The sequence below is a fragment of the Pseudomonas sp. PVC-3-1 genome, from assembly GCF_057444315.1.
Map to the genome: position 1 here is coordinate 3,487,373 of NZ_CM172023.1, position 17,602 is coordinate 3,504,974.

General features: G+C 63.5%; 14 protein-coding genes. 7 read left to right on the top strand and 7 right to left on the bottom strand.

The genetic code is table 11. From position 1 onward, the window contains the following. Positions 1 to 186: 186 nt before the first annotated feature. The 4 genes from AC2T4A_RS16405 to AC2T4A_RS16420 all read left to right on the top strand — a co-directional run bounded on the left by AC2T4A_RS16405 (position 187) and on the right by AC2T4A_RS16420 (position 5,764). Complete coding sequence (locus AC2T4A_RS16405; protein ID WP_486741198.1) at positions 187 to 2,115, top strand: LTA synthase family protein; 1,929 nt, start codon at positions 187 to 189, stop codon at positions 2,113 to 2,115. A gap of 111 nt (positions 2,116 to 2,226) precedes the next feature. Beyond that, complete coding sequence (locus AC2T4A_RS16410; RefSeq protein ID WP_416748108.1) at positions 2,227 to 2,571, top strand: cupin domain-containing protein; 345 nt, start codon at positions 2,227 to 2,229, stop codon at positions 2,569 to 2,571. Positions 2,572 to 2,622: 51 nt separating this feature from the next. Next, positions 2,623 to 3,285, top strand: a complete 663-nt coding sequence (locus AC2T4A_RS16415) for a hypothetical protein (RefSeq protein ID WP_416748106.1) — start codon at positions 2,623 to 2,625, stop codon at positions 3,283 to 3,285. A 505-nt stretch (positions 3,286 to 3,790) separates the two neighbouring features. Continuing rightward, a complete protein-coding gene (locus AC2T4A_RS16420) occupies positions 3,791 to 5,764 on the top strand; it encodes a BCCT family transporter (RefSeq protein ID WP_416748104.1) in 1,974 nt (657 codons plus the stop codon). 2 nt (positions 5,765 to 5,766) lie between these two features. On the opposite strand, the gene AC2T4A_RS16425 is transcribed toward AC2T4A_RS16420, so the two are convergent. Both AC2T4A_RS16425 and AC2T4A_RS16430 read right to left on the bottom strand, forming a co-directional pair. After that, positions 5,767 to 6,990 (bottom strand): chloride channel protein, encoded by a 1,224-nt coding sequence (locus tag AC2T4A_RS16425; RefSeq protein WP_416748670.1) that lies wholly within the window; start codon positions 6,988 to 6,990, stop codon positions 5,767 to 5,769. A gap of 492 nt (positions 6,991 to 7,482) precedes the next feature. Next, positions 7,483 to 8,466: a GlxA family transcriptional regulator gene (locus AC2T4A_RS16430; RefSeq protein WP_486743689.1), complete on the bottom strand. Its 984-nt coding sequence runs from the start codon at positions 8,464 to 8,466 to the stop codon at positions 7,483 to 7,485. A gap of 108 nt (positions 8,467 to 8,574) precedes the next feature. Here AC2T4A_RS16430 and AC2T4A_RS16435 point away from each other — a divergent pair, with 108 nt between their 5' ends. Further along, positions 8,575 to 9,369: an SDR family NAD(P)-dependent oxidoreductase gene (locus tag AC2T4A_RS16435; protein ID WP_478378154.1), complete on the top strand. Its 795-nt coding sequence runs from the start codon at positions 8,575 to 8,577 to the stop codon at positions 9,367 to 9,369. A gap of 185 nt (positions 9,370 to 9,554) precedes the next feature. On the opposite strand, the gene AC2T4A_RS16440 is transcribed toward AC2T4A_RS16435, so the two are convergent. Both AC2T4A_RS16440 and AC2T4A_RS16445 read right to left on the bottom strand, forming a co-directional pair. Further along, entirely contained in the window at positions 9,555 to 10,034 is a 480-nt protein-coding gene (locus AC2T4A_RS16440) for an SRPBCC family protein (RefSeq protein ID WP_486741199.1), read from the bottom strand. A gap of 217 nt (positions 10,035 to 10,251) precedes the next feature. Then, complete coding sequence (locus tag AC2T4A_RS16445) at positions 10,252 to 10,461, bottom strand: carbon storage regulator (RefSeq protein WP_486741200.1); 210 nt, start codon at positions 10,459 to 10,461, stop codon at positions 10,252 to 10,254. 427 nt (positions 10,462 to 10,888) lie between these two features. On the opposite strand from AC2T4A_RS16445, the gene AC2T4A_RS16450 reads away from it, so the two are divergent. Then, the gene (locus AC2T4A_RS16450) at positions 10,889 to 13,192 is read left to right on the top strand and encodes a tetratricopeptide repeat protein (protein WP_486741201.1); all 2,304 of its coding nucleotides are present in this window, start codon (positions 10,889 to 10,891) and stop codon (positions 13,190 to 13,192) included. Between the two features lie 4 nt (positions 13,193 to 13,196). On the opposite strand, the gene AC2T4A_RS16455 is transcribed toward AC2T4A_RS16450, so the two are convergent. From AC2T4A_RS16455 to AC2T4A_RS16465, 3 genes are all read right to left on the bottom strand, one after another. After that, positions 13,197 to 14,213, bottom strand: a complete 1,017-nt coding sequence (locus AC2T4A_RS16455) for an AraC family transcriptional regulator ligand-binding domain-containing protein (RefSeq protein ID WP_486741202.1) — start codon at positions 14,211 to 14,213, stop codon at positions 13,197 to 13,199. 56 nt (positions 14,214 to 14,269) lie between these two features. Then, positions 14,270 to 14,941, bottom strand: a complete 672-nt coding sequence (locus AC2T4A_RS16460) for a DUF3313 domain-containing protein (protein ID WP_486741203.1) — start codon at positions 14,939 to 14,941, stop codon at positions 14,270 to 14,272. A gap of 61 nt (positions 14,942 to 15,002) precedes the next feature. Next, positions 15,003 to 16,304 carry an OmpP1/FadL family transporter gene (locus tag AC2T4A_RS16465; protein ID WP_486741204.1) on the bottom strand — a complete coding sequence of 434 codons (1,302 nt, stop codon included), beginning with the start codon at positions 16,302 to 16,304 and terminating at the stop codon, positions 15,003 to 15,005. Between the two features lie 309 nt (positions 16,305 to 16,613). On the opposite strand from AC2T4A_RS16465, the gene AC2T4A_RS16470 reads away from it, so the two are divergent. Next, complete coding sequence (locus AC2T4A_RS16470; protein ID WP_486741205.1) at positions 16,614 to 17,594, top strand: AAA family ATPase; 981 nt, start codon at positions 16,614 to 16,616, stop codon at positions 17,592 to 17,594. The last annotated feature ends 8 nt before the right edge of the window (positions 17,595 to 17,602 follow it).

Here is a 17,602-nt window from a genome sequence, read left to right on the forward strand (position 1 = left end):
TTTCGTCTGCCAGTAGCCTGCGGTGAACCTGATCGATTCCGGTTCATCGGCACTTCACGAAACCCGCAGCTTAATTTGACGATTTCTTTTCCTTTCACCTTGTAGTGTCCCGCCCCGGCTGCCGGCACCGGCGCTGACTTGCGCTGCACCGTGTCGCGCATGACGGACTACTACAAGGGACACCCCATGCAACTTTTCCGCTCGGCTCCAACGCGCTTCCTGGCGCTGGTCGCCTTGCTCTGGCTGATCGTCTTCTTCCTCACCCGATCGGTCCTCCTGCTGGCCCACCTGCCCGAGGTGGGCTCGGGCCACCTGGCGGTCTTCGCCATCGGTGTCCTCTACGACCTGAGCTTCCTGGTGTACGCCCTGTTGCCGATGGGTGTGATCCTGCTGCTGATGCCCGCACGGGTCTGGCGCGCGAAATCATGGCGCTGGCTGCTGACGGCCACGCTGTTCGCCAGCGTCTACGTGATGCTCTTCACCGCGGTGGCCGAGTGGCTGTTCTGGGACGAGTTCGGCGTGCGCTTCAACTTCATCGCGGTCGACTACCTGGTGTATTCGGACGAGGTGCTCAACAACATCCTCGAGTCCTATCCCATCGGCCTGCTGCTGAGCATCCTGGCGGCTGTTTCGCTGGTGGTGACCCTTGCGCTGTTCAAGGTTCTGGGGCGGCTGGTCCAGGCCGAAGTGCCACCCTTGTCGCAGCGCCTGCTGGGCGGAGTTGGCCTGGTGGCGATGGCGCTGCTGGCCGGCGTCCTGGTGGACCAGGACGCCCCACGCGGCCAGGACGGCAACACCTACGCCCGCGAGCTGGCGAGCAACGGCCCCTACCAGTTCTTCGCCGCCTTCCGTAACAACGAGTTGGACTACCCGCAGTTCTACGCCACGCTGCCGGCGCAGCAGGTGACCCAGCAGATTCGCTCCGAACTGGCAGAGCCTGCCGCCCACTTCACCGGCAATGATCCGATGGACATTCGCCGTCGCATCGACAGCGAAGGCGCACCCAAGCGCTACAACATCGTCCTGGTGACCATCGAGAGCCTGAGCGCCAAATACCTGGGCAGCAACGGCGACGAGCGCGACCTCACCCCAAATCTGGACGAGCTGCGCCGCAACAGCCTCTACTTCAACAACTTCTATGCCACCGGCACCCGCACCGACCGAGGCCTGGAAGCCATCACCCTGTCGATCCCGCCGACGCCCGGTCGCTCCATCGTCAAGCGCGTGGGACGCGAGAGCGGCTTCGCCAGCCTCGGCCAGCAACTGAAGAGCGTCGGCTACGACGCCGTGTTCCTGTATGGCGGCCGTGGCTACTTCGACAACATGAATGCCTTCTTCGGTGGCAACGGCTACCGCATCGTCGACCAGTCCAGCGTCCAGGAGTCGGACATCCACTTCAAGAACGCCTGGGGCATGAGCGACGAAGACCTCTACGCCCAGGCCATCAAGGTGGCGGACGAAGACCATGCGCGCCAGCAGCCCTTCCTGCTGCAACTGATGACCACCTCCAATCACCGCCCCTACACCTACCCGGACGGCCGGATCGACATCCCCTCCGGCGAGGGGCGGGACGGCGCGGTGAAGTACACCGACTATGCCATCGGCCAGTTCCTCACGGAGGTGAAGAGCAAGCCCTGGTTCGACACCACCCTGTTCGTGTTCGTCGCCGACCACACCGCAGGTAGCGCCGGCAAGGAAGACCTGCCGGTGGCGAACTACCAGATCCCGCTGTTCATCTACGCGCCCAAGCTGCTGCCGGCCGGTGAGCGCGCAGAGCTGGCGAGCCAGTTGGACCTCGCCCCGAGCCTGCTGTCGATCCTCAACCTGAGCTACACCTCGACCTTCTACGGGCGCAACCTGATGGCGCCGAACACCCTGCCGCCGCGCGTGGTGATCGGCAACTACCAGCACCTGGGGCTGTTCGACGGCCAGGACCTGGCGATCCTCAGCCCGCGCGGCGAACTGCGTCGGCACAACCAGGCACTCGGCGCGAGCACCGAAGTGCCGGCGAAGCCGGATGACCCGCTGGTGGACCGCGCGATCAGCTACTACCAGTCGGCGAGCTACGGCTTTACCCATCACCTGCTGGACTGGCAGCCGACGGCGGGGCAGTGATCGCGCCGGCTCCGCGGCCCTGCGGAACGACCCTTTGTCGCCTCGCTCAGAACTGCCCGTGCCAGCGTCTTTACTGGCACAGAGGAGCTGTCGCTCAACGAGGCCGGCACCATGAACAGCGAAGAGGTAGTACCTGAAACCCGAGGCGTGACGGTGGAGCTGCTTGCCTCGGTCGACCTCGGCCCCGAGATCGAAGGCATGGCGGGCCGCCAACTGCGGATGCGCCGGGTGACCATCGAGCCCGGCGGTGTCTTCGGCCCGCTGCACGACCACGTGGACCGGCCTGGCACGGTATTCATCCTGCAGGGCACCATCACCGACCATCGCAACGGCATCGCCAGGGACTACGGGCCGGGCGTCGGCTGGCCCGAGGACCACAACACCCTTCACTGGCTGGAAAACCGCGGCAATGTCACGGCCGTGGAAGTTTCGGTCGATATCGTCCGGCTCGCATGAAGACGCGTTCGACCTGAGCTTTGCGGATCGCCACCACCCTGGAGGCATGTGATGGATAACGTCGAAAAGGGCACCTGGCAGCGGGTGCTCGATCCCGTAGACCGCATCACCGAAGTGATCTTCGGCCTGCTGATGGCGATGACCTTCATCGGCTCGTTGAGCGTGGCGACCTCCGGCCGGGAAGAAGTGCGCACCATGCTGATCGCCGCCCTGGGCTGCAACCTCGCCTGGGGCCTGGCCGATGCCGTGATCTACCTGATGCGCACCTGGACCGAACGTACCCGCAGCCGCTCGCTGATGGAGCGCCTGCAGGGCAGCGCCGATCCGCGCAACGGCCAGGGCCTCATCGCCGACCAATTGCCGCCGCGCATCGCCTCGGCGGCGGGTGTGGAGGGGCTGGAGATGCTGCGCCTTCGCCTGCTGGGTACCGCAGGAACGCCCGTCCAGGCGCGGATCGGTTGGGAGGACGTAAAGGGCGCGCTGGCGACCTTCCTGCTGGTGGTGCTGGCGACCTTCCCGCTGGTGATTCCCTTCCTGCTGATCGACCAGACCGGACCGGCAATTCGCGCGTCGAACACAGTGGCGCTGGCCATGCTGTTCCTCTCCGGCTGGATGCTCGCACGCTATTCCGGTGGCTCACCCTGGGCTGGCGGCGTGGCGCTGGCGGTGGTGGGAACGGCCCTGCTGTTCGCGATCATCGCGCTGGGCGGCTGAGCCCGGCACGCAGGCTGATTCCGGCGGGTCTGGTGTCATCGAAAGATTCAGCGCCAGTGCCATGCGAGTCTGCTCAACGACCAGCGCTAGGGTGCGACGTCCCCCGGCCCCGCCGTGAAAGCCGCGCAGCACGCGCTGGCGTCTTCCGCGCACCTCTATGGACCGCCGCCACACTGCCGGGCCCACAGCCTTTGTGCCCGGCCAGTGTCAGGCCTTCGTTGCCGCTTTCGCTGCATTGCCCTCGCCGGGAGGAATCGTCGACTAGTCTTGTGCAGACCCGATGCGGATCGCTCCAGGGCCTTGCACCAGGCTCTCGTCGTGGATGGGTTGGCGCGGGCGAACCCCAGGGTGCCACGCGTTGCCCTGAAGTTCAGGGCACTGTGCCGTGCGCCTCTCAAGCCATTACGAGTGCTGGGCGCGTTACCGTTGGACTGGTGTGCCGCCAAACATGCCGTGGCCTGGACGTCGGTGCGCGCAATGTCGTTGCACAGGAGCAAATTTCCCGATGAGCGCTTCCGGCAAGCCACGAAGCACCCTGAATCCGCCGGTTTTCTACACCAGTGCGGCCCTGATCCTGCTGCTGGTGCTCTATGCGGTGCTGTTCAAGAGCCAGGCCCAGACGCAGTTCGAGCACATCCAGCAGTGGATCTTCACCAACGCCAGCTGGTTCTACATCCTCGCGGTAGCGCTGATTCTGATCAGCGTGGTGTTCCTGGCGGTCAGTCGCTATGGCGACATCAAGCTCGGCCCCGATCACAGCGAGCCGGAGTACCGCAGCAGCAGCTGGTTCGCCATGCTGTTCTCAGCCGGCATGGGCATTGGCCTGATGTTCTTCGGCGTGGCCGAACCGGTGATGCACTTCACCAGCCCGCCGGTGGGCGAGGCGGGGACCGTCACCGCGGCACGCGAAGCGATGAAGATCACCTTCTTCCACTGGGGCCTGCACGCGTGGGCGATCTACGCCATTGTCGGCCTGATTCTGGCCTACTTCAGTTTCCGCAAGGGCTTGCCGCTGACATTGCGCTCGGCGCTCTACCCGCTGATCGGCGAGCGCATTCACGGCCCGATAGGCCATGCGGTGGACATCTTCGCGATCCTCGGCACCGTGTTCGGCGTCGCCACCTCCCTGGGCTATGGTGTGCTGCAGATCAACAGCGGATTCCATCACCTGTTCGGTCTGCCGGTGAATGCCACGGTACAGATCATTCTGATCGCCGTGACCTGCGCCCTGGCGACCTTGTCGGTGGCCAGCGGTCTGGACAAGGGCATCCGCATCCTCTCGGAGCTGAACCTGGCGCTGGCGGTGATCCTCATGCTGTTCGTGCTGCTGCTCGGACCGACCGTATTCCTGCTGCAGACGTACGTGCAGAATACCGGCGCCTATCTGTCGGACATCGTCAACAAGACCTTCAACCTCTACGCCTATGAACCCACTGACTGGATCGGCGGCTGGACGCTGCTCTACTGGGGCTGGTGGCTGTCCTGGTCGCCGTTCGTGGGGCTGTTCATCGCGCGCATCTCGCGCGGGCGGACCATCCGCGAGTTCGTCTGTGGCGTGCTCTTCGTGCCGGCCGGTTTCACCCTGCTATGGATGACGGTGTTCGGGGATTCGGCGATTCACATGATTCTCAATGAAGGCGTGCGTGACCTGGCCGCCGTCGTGGACCAGGACAGCTCCCTGGCGCTGTTTGCCTTCCTTGAGCACTTCCCGCTGTCCAGCGTGGTGTCGATGGTCGCCGTGCTGATGGTGGTGGTGTTCTTCGTCACCTCGGCTGATTCCGGCGCACTGGTCGTGGACATGCTGGCGTCCTCGGGGCATGCCCACTCACCGTTATGGCAGCGCATCTTCTGGTCAGTGAGCATCGGTGTGGTGGCTGTCGCATTGCTGCTGGCCAATGGGCTCAAGGCATTGCAGACAGCGACCATCGCCAGCGCGCTGCCATTCTCGGCGATCCTGCTGGCGTCGATCTGGGGGCTATTCCGCGCCCTGCATCTGGACGCCACACGCCGCGGGTTGCGCAACCAGGCGCTGCCGGCGCCGCGCCACGCACCGCACCATGACGGAGGTTGGCAACGTCGCCTGCGCGGCATTGCCATGCGTCCCCGGCGCGCCCATGTCACCCGTTTCATCGCTGAAGTGGTGCGCCCTGCCTGCGAGGAAGTGGCGGCAGAACTGCGCAAGCAGGGCCATGACGCCCAGGTGCTGGAGCGTGAGGATGGCCGCGTGGCGCTGGAACTGGCCCAGCCGGGGGAGGGCCATTTCCTCTACGAAGTCCGTCCTCGGGCCTTCACCAGTCCCAGCTTCGTGATGCTGGAAGAGGAGGAGGGCAGCGAGGCGCGCAAGTACTTCCGTGCCGAAGTGCATCTGCGCGAGGGCGGGCAGGATTACGACGTCATGGGCTGGGCCCGCGATGACGTGATCTCCGACATCCTCGACCAGTACGAAAGGCACCTGCATTACCTCCACGTCGTACGCTGAGGTCACGGACGGTTCGGCGCCACCTTGTCGAGAACCTGCCGGGCCAGGGCGTGATAGAGCGACACGGGCGCGATCCAGCCGGAAATCGCAGAGGCCATCAGAGTGGCCGCGAGCATGGGAATGGCCAGGTCCGGACTGTGAGAAAGCTCCAGCACGATTACCGATGCGGTCAGCGGCGAGCGGGTGACACCGGCCAGGTAGGCTCCCATGCCCAGCAGCGCGCAGGTTTGCGGATTGATCCCCGGCAGCAGGGAAAGTAATGGCGCGAAGCCCGCGCCGACGCTCAGCGATGGCGAGAACAGGCCGCCAGGAATCCCAGCCAGGTAAGACACCACATTGGCGAGGAACTTCCATAGCAGGAAGCTGGCGTCGGTCACCGGATTGCCATCCAGGAGCGCGCGGGTTTCTTCGTAGCCGGTGCCGAACACGTGATTGCCGGAAATCACCCCGAGTAGCGCCAGCGCAAGTCCACAGGCCGCGGCGAAGCGCACGGGAAATCGCTCCCGCAGGGCACACATCCGGCCAATCCAGCCATGTTGCGTCGGCAGAACCAGCTTCACGTACAGCCCCCCGAGCACACCGCCCAGCACAGCGCAGGCGGGCACCTCACTCCAGCCCCAGCCGGTGGGCAGCCTGCCGCTGATGTCGCCGAAGTAGGAGTAATGGCCCATCAGGCCCAGCGTAACCACGCCGCCGATCAGCACGGCGGTCAGCACCAGGCCACTGAAACGCTGCTCGTAGGTGCGGCTCAATTCCTCGATGGCGAAGACGATCCCCGCAAGAGGTGTATTGAATGCTGCCGCAATGCCCGCGGCGCCTCCCGCGAGGATCAGCCCCGCCACGGTGCGTCGGCCATGAAGGCCCAGGCGTGTGCCGAAGGCATAGATCACCGCGGCTCCTACGTGCACGGTAGGCCCCTCCCGGCCGACCGAGCCACCGACCAGCAGGGCGCCCAGGGTGAAGAACATCCTGACCAGCGCCACCGGAAGCGCGAGCACCTGTGCACGAAAACGGCGCGATGGCGATTCCAGCGCGGCAATCACCTGTGGGATGCCGCTGCCTTTTGAATTGACGAACCAGCGCTGGGTGACCCAGGCCAGCAGGGCAAAACCCAGTGGCGTCGCCAGCAGTGGGAGCCAGGGGGAGACCTGCAGCATTCTCTGGAACAGCCCGAAGGACCTGTCGGCCAGCCAGGCAAAGGCCAGGGCCACGAGCCCCACCAGCAATGCGCCGACCCAGAATGCGAGATGCTGTCGCCATTTCAGCCAGCGCGAGCGCAGGAGCCGCCGCTGGCGTTTGCTGGTGATCAAGGCGTCTCGCGCGGCAGGTTCAGCTTGAAGGTCAGAGTCGGACATGGGCGGGTAGGAGGTTCGCTGCACAAAGACCGAGTATGGTCGCTACCGGCTGTACTGGAAAACCTTCAGTGCTGGCGCGCCCGAGTGCCGATCCGCTGGACCTTCCGGTCGCAGGGCCTGCTGCGGATCGGCTACCGGCCAGTGGTTAACGCCGCGCGTCCGGCCGTGCAGCCGGGTTCGGCGTCGTCATCCGAAATCATCACGCCTTTCCTGGCGATGCGATCAATATTGGGCGTGGTCATGGCGCCATGTCGTCGACCATGTTCACCACGCTGGCGGGCATTTCCGCAGCATGGGCGGAGGCCCGTGCGAGCGTGAAGTGTTGACTCCACTTTGGCGCCAGGGCGGACCCAAAAGCAGCCATCAGCCTGCGTCCCCATCAGTCACGCCTGAGTGAGCCGGAACCACCCTGCGAGCATCTCGGCGCACTGCTTGTGGAGGAACGCCGAAGCCGCGCATGAAGACTTCCCGCATATGACGGCGATCCCGGAAGCCCGTCTCCCTGGCCACCACATCGAGTGAGTGGCGGCTCTGCTCGATCATCAACCTGGCAGCTTCCAGGCGAAGGCCCTCGATGGCCTTGGCTGGGGATTGTCCCGTCTCGGCGGTGAACACGCGGGTGAATTGGCGCGGGCTGAGGTGTGCAACATCAGCCAGTTCCTCGACGCCCAGCGGTTGCTTCAGGTGCTGACGGGCGTAGTTCAAGGCGCTTTGGATGCGATCGGACTTGGGGGCGAGGTCGAGCATTTCAGAATGCTGTGATTGGCCACCTGAGCGGTGCTGGTGCATCACCAGCTTGTGCGCCACTGAGCGAGCGACCTCTGCGCCAAGGTCTTTCTCCACCATGCCGACGGCCAGGTCGAGGCCGGCTGTCATGCCCGCCGATGTCCAGAAGGGGCCGTCGACGATGTAAATGCGATCTTCCTCGACCGTGATCTGCGGATGGCGTTTCTGCAAGGCCTGGGCGTAGGCCCAATGGGTTGTTGCGCGTCGCCCTGCGAGCAGTCCTGCTTCTGCGAGGATAAAGCCGCCAGTGCAGATACCGACGGTGCGGCGCGCCTGGCTGCCAGCCTTGCGCACGAAGTCGAGAAGCGCAGGATCGGTCTCGCTCTCCACCGGGTCGTTGACCCCGACCACTATCCAGGTGTCGGCCAATCGCGGTGCTTGCAGGGGGCGGGTCTCCATGGTCAGCCCCAGCGAGGAGCGAACCAGGCCTCCGGACGGCGAGAAATGCTCGACGCTGTAGACCGGCTCACCGACCACCAGATTGGCGAACTCGAAGACCGATTGGGTGGCCAGGGAGAGCACCTGGAACCCGTCAGTGAGCAGATAGCCGATGCGGTGCATGATGGATTCTCTGATGTCCTGAATCACTACCTTATACGTCATTTGAGATGCAGCCAAGTCGCTGCATCCTGATCTCCAGTTCCTCCCAACCACCGCTGGAGAATCGACATGAGTCACTCTCACCCTGGTACTGCCCTGATCACCGGCGCTTCCTCCGGTATTGGCGCCATCTATGCCGAACGCCTGGCCCGTCGTGGCTATGACCTGATCCTGGTTGCCCGTAATCGCGGGCGTCTGAATGCGCTGGCCAAGCGCCTGAGCGATGAAACCGGGCGCTCCATCGAGGTGGAGGTCGCCGACCTTGCCGACAAGGCCGATCTGGCCCGCGTCGAAGCACTGCTCCGTTCGGATGCCAGCATCCGCGTACTGGTGAACAACGCCGGTATCGGTGCCACTCGCCCCTTGCTGGAATCGAACGTCGACAAGCTGGAGGATCTGCTCACGCTCAACGTGAACGTCCTGACGCGCCTGACCTACGCGGCTGTGCCCGGCTTCGTGGCTCGCGGTGGCGGCACCTTGATCAACATCGCCTCCATAGTTGCCATTGCGCCAGAGGTGCTCAATGGCGTGTACGGCGGCTCCAAGGCATTCGTCCTCGCCTTCAGCCAATCGCTGCGTCATGAACTGGCGGACAAGAACGTTCGGGTGCAGGTGGTACTGCCCGGCGCGACCGCTACTGACTTCTGGGGCTTGGCCGGCACACCGCTGGAGCATCTGCCGGATGCCATCGTGATGAAGGCAGACGATATGGTGGATGCGGCTCTGGCCGGGCTGGACCAGGGCGAATTCGTCACCATTCCGGCGCTACCGGAAATCGCCGACCTGAATGACTATGAAACGGCGCGCCAGAAACTGCTGCCCAACTTGTCGCGCAGCGTGCCGGCAGCCAGATATCAGGGTTGAAGTAACAGAATGCCGAGCCTGCTGCTGGGCAGGCTCGGCGTAGTGTGCCCAAGCCGGCGGACTGATGTTCAGTCGGGCTTGCTAGCCTGCGTCGAACGTGACTTGGCGCACATCGCCCCATCTCTTTAAGGATTTCGCAGACAGGTGACTCACCGTCTGCCACCGACCCAAAGCAGACGATGGTGCTACCGTATCTTGCGTGGCTGCTGATTGGTTTTTCGCAAATACTCAGCCATTGCCTCGAAGCGTTTTCGGGTGGCGTGCGCGAACAAACGGTTTGCCCACGCATCTACTAGCCAGCCGAGCCATCGCGGGCGGATGCGCAGATTGAAGGTGTAGATCAACTCTGACTCCCCTTCATGCAGGTCACGGTGGCGCATTGATGCCGACCAGTATTGAAAGATGCCTGCTGGCTCCACCAACATCGCGGCAGCCACCTTTCCTGGTTGATAGTTTACGAATCGAGTTCGCATCGATAATGGGCGCAGGCATCCGCGCCCCTGGTTGTAGGTCACGGCTCCGTTGTAGGGGTGACTACCACCACCCTCTACGTGGGCTGCTGACAGCAGGGTGTCCCATTGCAGGCGCACGACATGATTATGAAATGCCTCGAAGGTATCAGCTGCCGGGGCGGGCATGATCAGCGTGATTTTGTGACGGCTCATGAGCTATGGCCAATTGAGTGAGATAAAGACAAGCCTAGATAAACTGCTTTAGCTCCGATAGGGGCTTTGACAGGGGACAGCTACCGTCCGCTTCTGGCCGATAGCTGCCCCGGAATAGAGGCAGCATCCGACCCAAAGCGGACTCTCTTTTTCACGCCTCCTGCAGGCTAGCCTCTTGGCCTGTGCAGTAGCACCTCTCCCCTAATCGAGATGTTACCTAGGGCTGAAGCAACTCCCCTCGAAGAATCGTGATCTGCTTAGGTGCATCAATGCTTACTCGAGTTTGGTTGGGGTTCGACGTTGCATTGATTTGGATAGTGATGCCGTTGCGCAGAAGCTCTTGGAATAGGATGTCGGCATTGGTGCCAGGCTCAATGATCAATCGGATTTGCTCGCCATCGCGGCGATTCAGGCCCAGAAATCCCATACGAAAATCCTTCTTGATTGAGGGAAGCCAGATAGTACTGATGCCAGCTTAGGGCATGAAGAGAAGAGGAACGACATCCGGCTGTGGAGCAGCCTAGCTTCGCGCTGCCGCTTTGCAGCATCTGTTAGCGACCCATAGCGGACGTTCAACCGTTTTATTCCGGGTAGCAGTGGCGATCTTCGGGGTAGTTGCTCGAGCACCAAGCCCCGGCGCCGACGTCCCAACGCGCTCTATTTCGCCAGCATGAAAACGGCCTGTGGAAGGGCGCAAGCCGGGCGTTTTTCATAAATTCAATAAGACTCTGTGCAGAGCCTGTCTGGTGTAACTACGCTTGAGTCGCAATCAAACGAAGTCGCTGTGCCGTGATGCCAAACAGCGCGAGTCGTCAAACCGCATAGCCCTCATGGCCGATGAGTAAGGAAACTGCGTGCTGCTGCGCTACGTGCTGATGCTGTTGCTGTTGCTGTTGTTGGGCTGTGGTTACTCTATGGCCGCCACGTCAGGGGCCAAGCCTGGGCTCGCCAAGGATCGTCAGGGATATGCCGATGCAGCCAGTTGCATGGGGTGTCACAAGGAGCAGTCCGAGCAGTGGAAGGCGTCCGATCATGCATGGGCGATGCGCGACGCGACCGCAGGCAATGTCCTGGGCAACTTCGCCAACCAGAGCTTCGAGGAGGCCGGCGTTAGCGCCCGGTTTTACGAAAACGGAGGGCGTTACTACGTCCGCACCGAAGGGCGCGACGGCAAACCCGGCGACTTCCCTATCCAGTACATCTTCGGGCATTACCCGCTACAGCAGTACCTCGTGGCCTTCCCCAATGGTCATCTGCAGGCGCTGACCATCGCCTGGGATAGCCGGCCGAAGGAAGCCGGTGGGCAGCGCTGGTTCTCGCTCTATCCCGGACAGCGCTTCGCGCCGGATGATGCATTGCACTGGACCGGCCGCTTCCAGAACTGGAACGCGATGTGCGCCGATTGCCACTCGACACGGCTGATGAAGCACTACGACGACAAGACCGATACCTTCGCCACCACCTGGCAGGAGAAGACGGTGGGCTGCCAGGGTTGCCACGGCCCCGGCCAGGCCCATGTCTATTGGGCGAAGCAAAACAAGAGCGCAATCAAGACCTATGCCTCGGCGAAGGACATCGGCCTGCCGTTCGACTTCAAGTCCCTGGGGAGCAAGGAGCTGGTGGGCCAATGCGCCTTCTGCCACAGCCGCCGCCAGACCCTTGGCGTGGGCCAGCAGCCAGGGCACCCGCAGTTGGATGCGTCGTTGCCGGCGACTCTGCGCGCGGGGTTGTACCACGCGGACGGGCAGATCGATGGAGAAGTCTACGAGTTCGGCTCCTTCAGCCAGAGCAAGATGTACGCGGCCGGAGTGGCCTGCACGGATTGCCACAATCCACACACCGGCAAGGTACGCATCGAAGGCAATGGCCTGTGTATGCAGTGCCACAACGCCAACCCGCCGGTTGCGCGTTTCCCCAGTCTGCAGGCGAAGAGTTACGACAGCCCTGAGCACCATCATCACCTGGCGGGATCGCCCGGGGCCCAGTGCGTCAACTGCCACATGGCCAGCAAGACGTACATGGTGGTCGACCCGCGTCGTGACCATGACTTCCGTCTGCCGCGTCCTGACCTGGCCGAGCAGACGGGAGCGCCCGATGCGTGCACGGCCTGCCACCGCGACCAGAAACCGGCCTGGGCGGCCAAGGCCATCGAAGGATGGTTCGCCTCGCCGAAGCGACCGAAACACTATGGCGAGTCCTTCCATGCTGCGCGCATGGGCGACCCCGCTTCTGTGAGCCTGCTGGGCGCGGTGATCGCCGATATCGGCAGCGCGCCTATCGTTCGGGCGACTGCCGCGCAGCGCCTGGTCGAACTGGGGCAGCCCGGGCTGACGACCCTGCGCTGGGCGCTCAATGATGACAGCGCCCTGGTTCGTGCCTACGCGATTCCCGGCTTCGCCCGCCTGCCGCCTGAGGCTCGTATCAGGTTGCTGCTTCCCCAGTTGGACGACAGCGCGCTGGCTGTCCGCGATGAGGCGGTCAAGGCGTTGGCCGACGTGCCGATCGAATCCATCCCCGCCGAGCGCCGCGTGGCGTTTTCCAGTCAACTGGTGGACTACGAGAAGCGTCTGCGCGGGAATACGGACCTGCCCGGTGGGCGGCTGAACCTGGCGGTCTTCCTGCAGCGTCGCGGGGAGACTGCGCAGGCCATCGAGCAATACCAGCAGGCCTTGCGCCTGGACGCGCATTTCATCCCGGCGCGGGTGAACCTGGTGACGCTCTACAGCGGCTCCGAGCAGAGCGGCAAGGCGGAGCAGCTACTGCGTGAGGGGCTCGCCCTGGAAGGGTTGCCAGCCAGTGACCACGGCAATCTCGCCTACATGCTGGCGCTGTTGCTGGTCGAGCACGGCAATCCGGAGGAGGGGGTGAAATGGATGTCCACGGCCGCCGATGAGCTGCCGGGCAATGCCCGCGTTCGCTACAACCAGGGCCTGCTGCTGGCGCAGTTGCGGCGGCCAGGCGAAGCGGCGAGCGCATTAGCCAAAGGGCTGGAAAGCTCGCCCGATGATCCGGATCTGCTCTACGCGCTGATCTACCTGCATACCTCGGCTGGCCAGCTGGAACAGGCCAGGGGCTACGTGCAGCGTTTGCAACAAGTTGCGCCGAACGACCCTCGCCTCGAACCGATCAACCGGCAATGGGGCAACCCGGCGCAATGAGGATTTAGCGGGTCGCGGATTTGAATCGAGGCTGCGATTGCAGCCGATGCTCGATAGGTGTCATGCCGAACCAGCGATGGTGGGCGCGGCAGAAGGAGGTCGCCCGTCGATACCCTAGCTCGGCGGAAATCTGCGCAACAGTCAGACCGGTTTCGCGCAGCAGCTGGGCTGCCTGCTGCCGGCGGATGCCATCGACGCGATTCTCGAAGTCCACTCCGCTGCTCGCCAGGCGCCGTTGCAGCGTCCGGGAGTTCATGCCCAGCAAGCGCGCCACTTCCTCGAGCGAACAACGACTCTTGGGCAGCAGCGCCTGGATGTGGCGCTGCAGCTGAAGGAAGAGATTGTCCTCCGGCGTGCAGTGAGCATCCAGGTAGAACCTGACGATTTCATGCAGCGTGGCATCGGCCTGGTTACAGGGGCGTCTCAGGTCCGAGGTGCGCAATACCAGGGCGTTGTGATCCTGGGCGAAGCTCACCGGGCAATTGAAATAGCGCTGGTAGGCTGCCAGATCGCCCAGTGGCTGATGCCGGAACAGGACCGCCTGCGGGCTGAACGACGCGCCGAGCAGTTCTGCGATCATCAGCCGGCCATGCAGGACGGACTTCTCGACGATCTGCGGTATTTGCGTACTGCAGGGCAGGGCGTTGTCGAAGTACAGTAGGGCGCGACCGTTGCGCTGTTCCAGCCGGTAGTGAATGGAGGGGCTGTAGAGTCCCATGTAGCGCAACACAGCGACCAGGGCTTCGCCGACAGTGGCAGCCGTGCGGGCAAGGTGCTGGAGCGGGCCCAGCAGGGTAGAGCCCTGTCGGGTGGCCAGTTCCAGTCCGAGCGCGGGCATCTGCAAGGCCCCTGAACTGGCTTCGAAGATCTGCACCAGGCTCTTGTAGGAGAGGATCTTCTCGTAGTCGCCGACCACATCCAGACTGACGTGGTGAGGGGAGAGATGGTCGCGTAACGACGCGCCACGCTCGGCGAGCAGTTCGCCGAACTGGAGGAAGGCGGTTCCGCGGATGCTGTCCATGGCTGTCTCCGCAGCTGGGTGGGGCGAAACGGGCGCCTTCTACGGCGCCCTGTTCATCACTTGTGCTTGAGCTGCTCGAAGGACTTGAGCATGTCCCGCGCCCAGCCATCGAGCACCGCCTTGGCGTCGTTGGCAGTCATGACCTGGGATGAGTTCTCCAGCTCCGTGCCGGCGCCCTTGCGCACCACTTCGGCAACCACGCTGCCGTCGCTCCCGCTGAGGAACGCGGCCTCGGTGGCGATGCTGGTGTCCTGGTCGCGAATCCCCGTGGCGGTGCTGACGCCGGCGGCGATAAGCGCGATGGGAATCACTTCATAGGGTTGCAGGCCTTTGGTCGAGGCGCTGACGGCGGTGATCGCCGGGCGCACGATCAGCACGCCTGGGCCGGGGCCGCTGGCCAGGGGCAATGCCTTGGCGAACTGGGTTTGCAGCGCCTGGTCATAGTATTTCGTGATGCCGTCAAGGGTGCTCTGGGGAATCTTCTCGGTCGGCTGCGGCCGCGGGTACAACTGGCTCGGCTCGACGTACACGCTGGTGAACTGGCTGACGTCGATCCCCGGTTTGATCCAGCGCATCACTGCGGCTCCCGAGGGCGATTTTTCTTCCTTGAGCACGCTGTAGTCCTTGAGGAAACCCGAGTACTGTTCAGGCTCCACGTACTTGCTTGCACAGCCAGACAGCATCAGGGATGCCAGGCACAGCGAGACCGCTAACGACTTCAACTGCATGGAGTTGCTCCTCGTGTTCGAGACGACTGGTAGGTTGGCTTCTGGAATTTCTGGCCCGGCGCTAGAAGCGCCAGGTGACGCCCGCACCCAGTACATGCAACGCGGCATCCTTGTAGGTACCTGACAAGGTATTTCCGGATCGTGACTTGGTCTGTTCAACATCCAGGTCGCCCAGCCACATGAGCGTGTAGGCGGCATGCACGTCCATGCCGTCACCCAAGTCGTAGTTGACACCCGTGGCCAGGCGCCAGATGGCGCCGGCCGGGTTGTCCACGGTGCGATCGCTGTCGTCGACCATGGCGCTGTCGTAGCCCACGCCCATGCTCCACCGCAGTCGAGGGGTGTACTGGTATTGCGCGCCCACGGAGGCGTGCCAGGAGTCTTTGTACTGGCGGTCCACCGTCGTACTGGTTCCGGCGTTGTCGGTGTCCACTTCGACGCCGATCTTCCCGAAGTCGCTCCAGTCCTGCCAGCCCAGGCTTCCCAGCAGCGTCCATTGGGCGTCCAGCTCGTGGGCCACGCTGAACAGCACGGTCTGCGGGATATTCATGTCCAGCTCCAACTGATCGACGCTGCTACGACGCAAGGCCGCGTTGAGCAGTGGATTGCTGATGTTCTTGAGCTGCGGGCGATCCTCGAATTCGAACTTCACCTTGCTGGTATACGCAAGCCCCAGGCGTGTCTGGGCAGTGAGGTGGTAAAGCAGGCCGATGTTGAAGCCAGCGGCCACGTCGGTGTCCTTGTAGCGCAGCTGGCCGTCCGGGCGATCCACCAGACCCAGCACGCTGTTGTTCACGGCCACCTCGGTGCGGTAGTAGCCATAGACGATGCGCGGACCAATGCCGATAGATAGGTCGTCGGTGAACTTGTGCGCGAGAGTCGGCTGGAAGGAGACGCCGATCAGCGTGGATTCCTGGGTGAAATAGCGGCCAGCCCAGTCATCGTCGTAGTCCACGGCCAAGCCGAAATTGCCGTACGTGCCGAAGCCGATGGCGCTGCGCTCATCGATCTGGTGGCTGATGAAGAAGCTTGCGCCGGGTAGGTACTCCAGCGCATTGCCGCCTTCCTTGCCGCTGAATTGGTTGTCTGCATCGCGGGAGAATTGGTAGTGGCCGAAGATCACCTGGCCATTGAGATTCACCTGGGTGCCCTTGAGCTCGGTGATGCCGGCGGGGTTGCTCATCAACACGCTCGGGTCCCTTGCCAGAGCGGCGGCGCCAGCGTTGGCCAGCCCATTACCTTCCTGACCTGCTTCATAGATCAGCAGGTCGGCGGCGCGAGCATCGGCTCCTGCTAGGGCAAGGGCAGAAAGCGTGAGGGCTGTCGCGAGGGGGCAATAGCTTGATGCAGGCTTATTGTGCATGGGCTTCCTCTGCCAAAGCGTGTGAGCGCACGCGTTGAATCGTGTTCCGCATTGGCGCTTTCCCCCGGCACCGCTGAACTCCCCGAGGCTTGCGCGGTGACCCAGACCAGCCTAGATGCTGCCTCCAGTTGTGCAAACCTGGGGGCGTAGTTCTCGCCATCGCCCTGTTCATTTCACGACAAGTGCCATCATGGCGCGGCGTTTCACAGAAGCTACAGTTACCTCGCAGGCCGAGGCACGTCAGTGTGTAGGGGCAGCTCCAGCACGCCTACGGCAGGGAAACGAATCGACGGAACAAGGAACTCGCCCGTGACCACGCGTGAACAGATTGCAGGCCTGGAAGGCGCCGTATCGGCGCAGGTACTGGGTCAGGAAGAAACCGTCCGGCATATCCTGCTGGGTCTTCTGGCCAATGGTCATGTCCTTCTGGAAAGCCTTCCGGGTCTGGCCAAGACCCGTACCGTGAAGGCCCTCTCAAAGCATCTCGATGCGCGCATGAGCCGCGTGCAGTTCACTCCCGATCTGCTGCCGTCGGACATCACCGGCGCTGAAATCCTCCAGCAGACCGAGCAGGGCAACCAGCTGAAGTTCCAACCGGGGCCGCTGTTCGGCAACGTCATCCTCGCCGACGAGATCAACCGCGCACCGGCTAAGGTGCAGGCGGCGCTGCTGGAAGCCATGGAGGAACGCCAGATCACCGTGGCCGGGCAGACCCACCGCATGCCGGGACTATTCATGGTGCTGGCGACGCAGAACCCGATCGAGCAGGAAGGCACCTACCCTCTGCCCGAAGCGCAGATGGACCGCTTCCTGATGAAGCTGCTGATTGACTATCCCAAGGTCGAGGACGAGTCCCGCGTGCTGCAACTGGTACGCGCCGAGGAGCGGAGCCAGCAGGCTGGGGCGGCGCCCGAAGCAATCACGCCGCTGGCGCAGGAAGCGGTGTTCGCCGCGCGCAAGGAAGTGGGTGACGTACATGTCTCCGAGGCCATCGACCGCTACCTGATCGACCTGATCAACGCCACGCGCCACCCGGCTGACTACGACGCCGATCTGGCCCGCTGGCTGAAGGTCGGCGCCAGTCCGCGCGGAGGCATCAGCCTGGACCGCGTTTCCCGCGCCCACGCCTGGATGGCCGGCAACGACTACGTCACGCCCGACGATGTGCGCGCCGTCGTACACCCGGTCCTGCGCCATCGCCTGCTGTTGTCCTACGACGCGGTGGCCGATGGCGTGGGCACCGATCAGGTCATCGACCGCCTGCTCGACAAAGTGGCGATTCCGGCCTGAGGAGGCAT

Excerpts from the sequence above, each read along its gene's own strand:
- AC2T4A_RS16405 (WP_486741198.1), top strand. The coding sequence starts at position 187 with ATGCAACTTTTCCGCTCGGCTCCAACGCGCTTCCTGGCGCTGGTCGCC.
- AC2T4A_RS16410 (WP_416748108.1), top strand. The coding sequence starts at position 2,227 with ATGAACAGCGAAGAGGTAGTACCTGAAACCCGAGGCGTGACGGTGGAG.
- AC2T4A_RS16415 (WP_416748106.1), top strand. The coding sequence starts at position 2,623 with ATGGATAACGTCGAAAAGGGCACCTGGCAGCGGGTGCTCGATCCCGTA.
- AC2T4A_RS16420 (WP_416748104.1), top strand. The coding sequence starts at position 3,791 with ATGAGCGCTTCCGGCAAGCCACGAAGCACCCTGAATCCGCCGGTTTTC.
- AC2T4A_RS16430 (WP_486743689.1), bottom strand. The coding sequence starts at position 8,466 with ATGCACCGCATCGGCTATCTGCTCACTGACGGGTTCCAGGTGCTCTCC.
- AC2T4A_RS16435 (WP_478378154.1), top strand. The coding sequence starts at position 8,575 with ATGAGTCACTCTCACCCTGGTACTGCCCTGATCACCGGCGCTTCCTCC.
- AC2T4A_RS16440 (WP_486741199.1), bottom strand. The coding sequence starts at position 10,034 with ATGAGCCGTCACAAAATCACGCTGATCATGCCCGCCCCGGCAGCTGAT.
- AC2T4A_RS16445 (WP_486741200.1), bottom strand. The coding sequence starts at position 10,461 with ATGGGATTTCTGGGCCTGAATCGCCGCGATGGCGAGCAAATCCGATTG.
- AC2T4A_RS16455 (WP_486741202.1), bottom strand. The coding sequence starts at position 14,213 with ATGGACAGCATCCGCGGAACCGCCTTCCTCCAGTTCGGCGAACTGCTC.
- AC2T4A_RS16460 (WP_486741203.1), bottom strand. The coding sequence starts at position 14,941 with ATGCAGTTGAAGTCGTTAGCGGTCTCGCTGTGCCTGGCATCCCTGATG.
- AC2T4A_RS16465 (WP_486741204.1), bottom strand. The coding sequence starts at position 16,304 with ATGCACAATAAGCCTGCATCAAGCTATTGCCCCCTCGCGACAGCCCTC.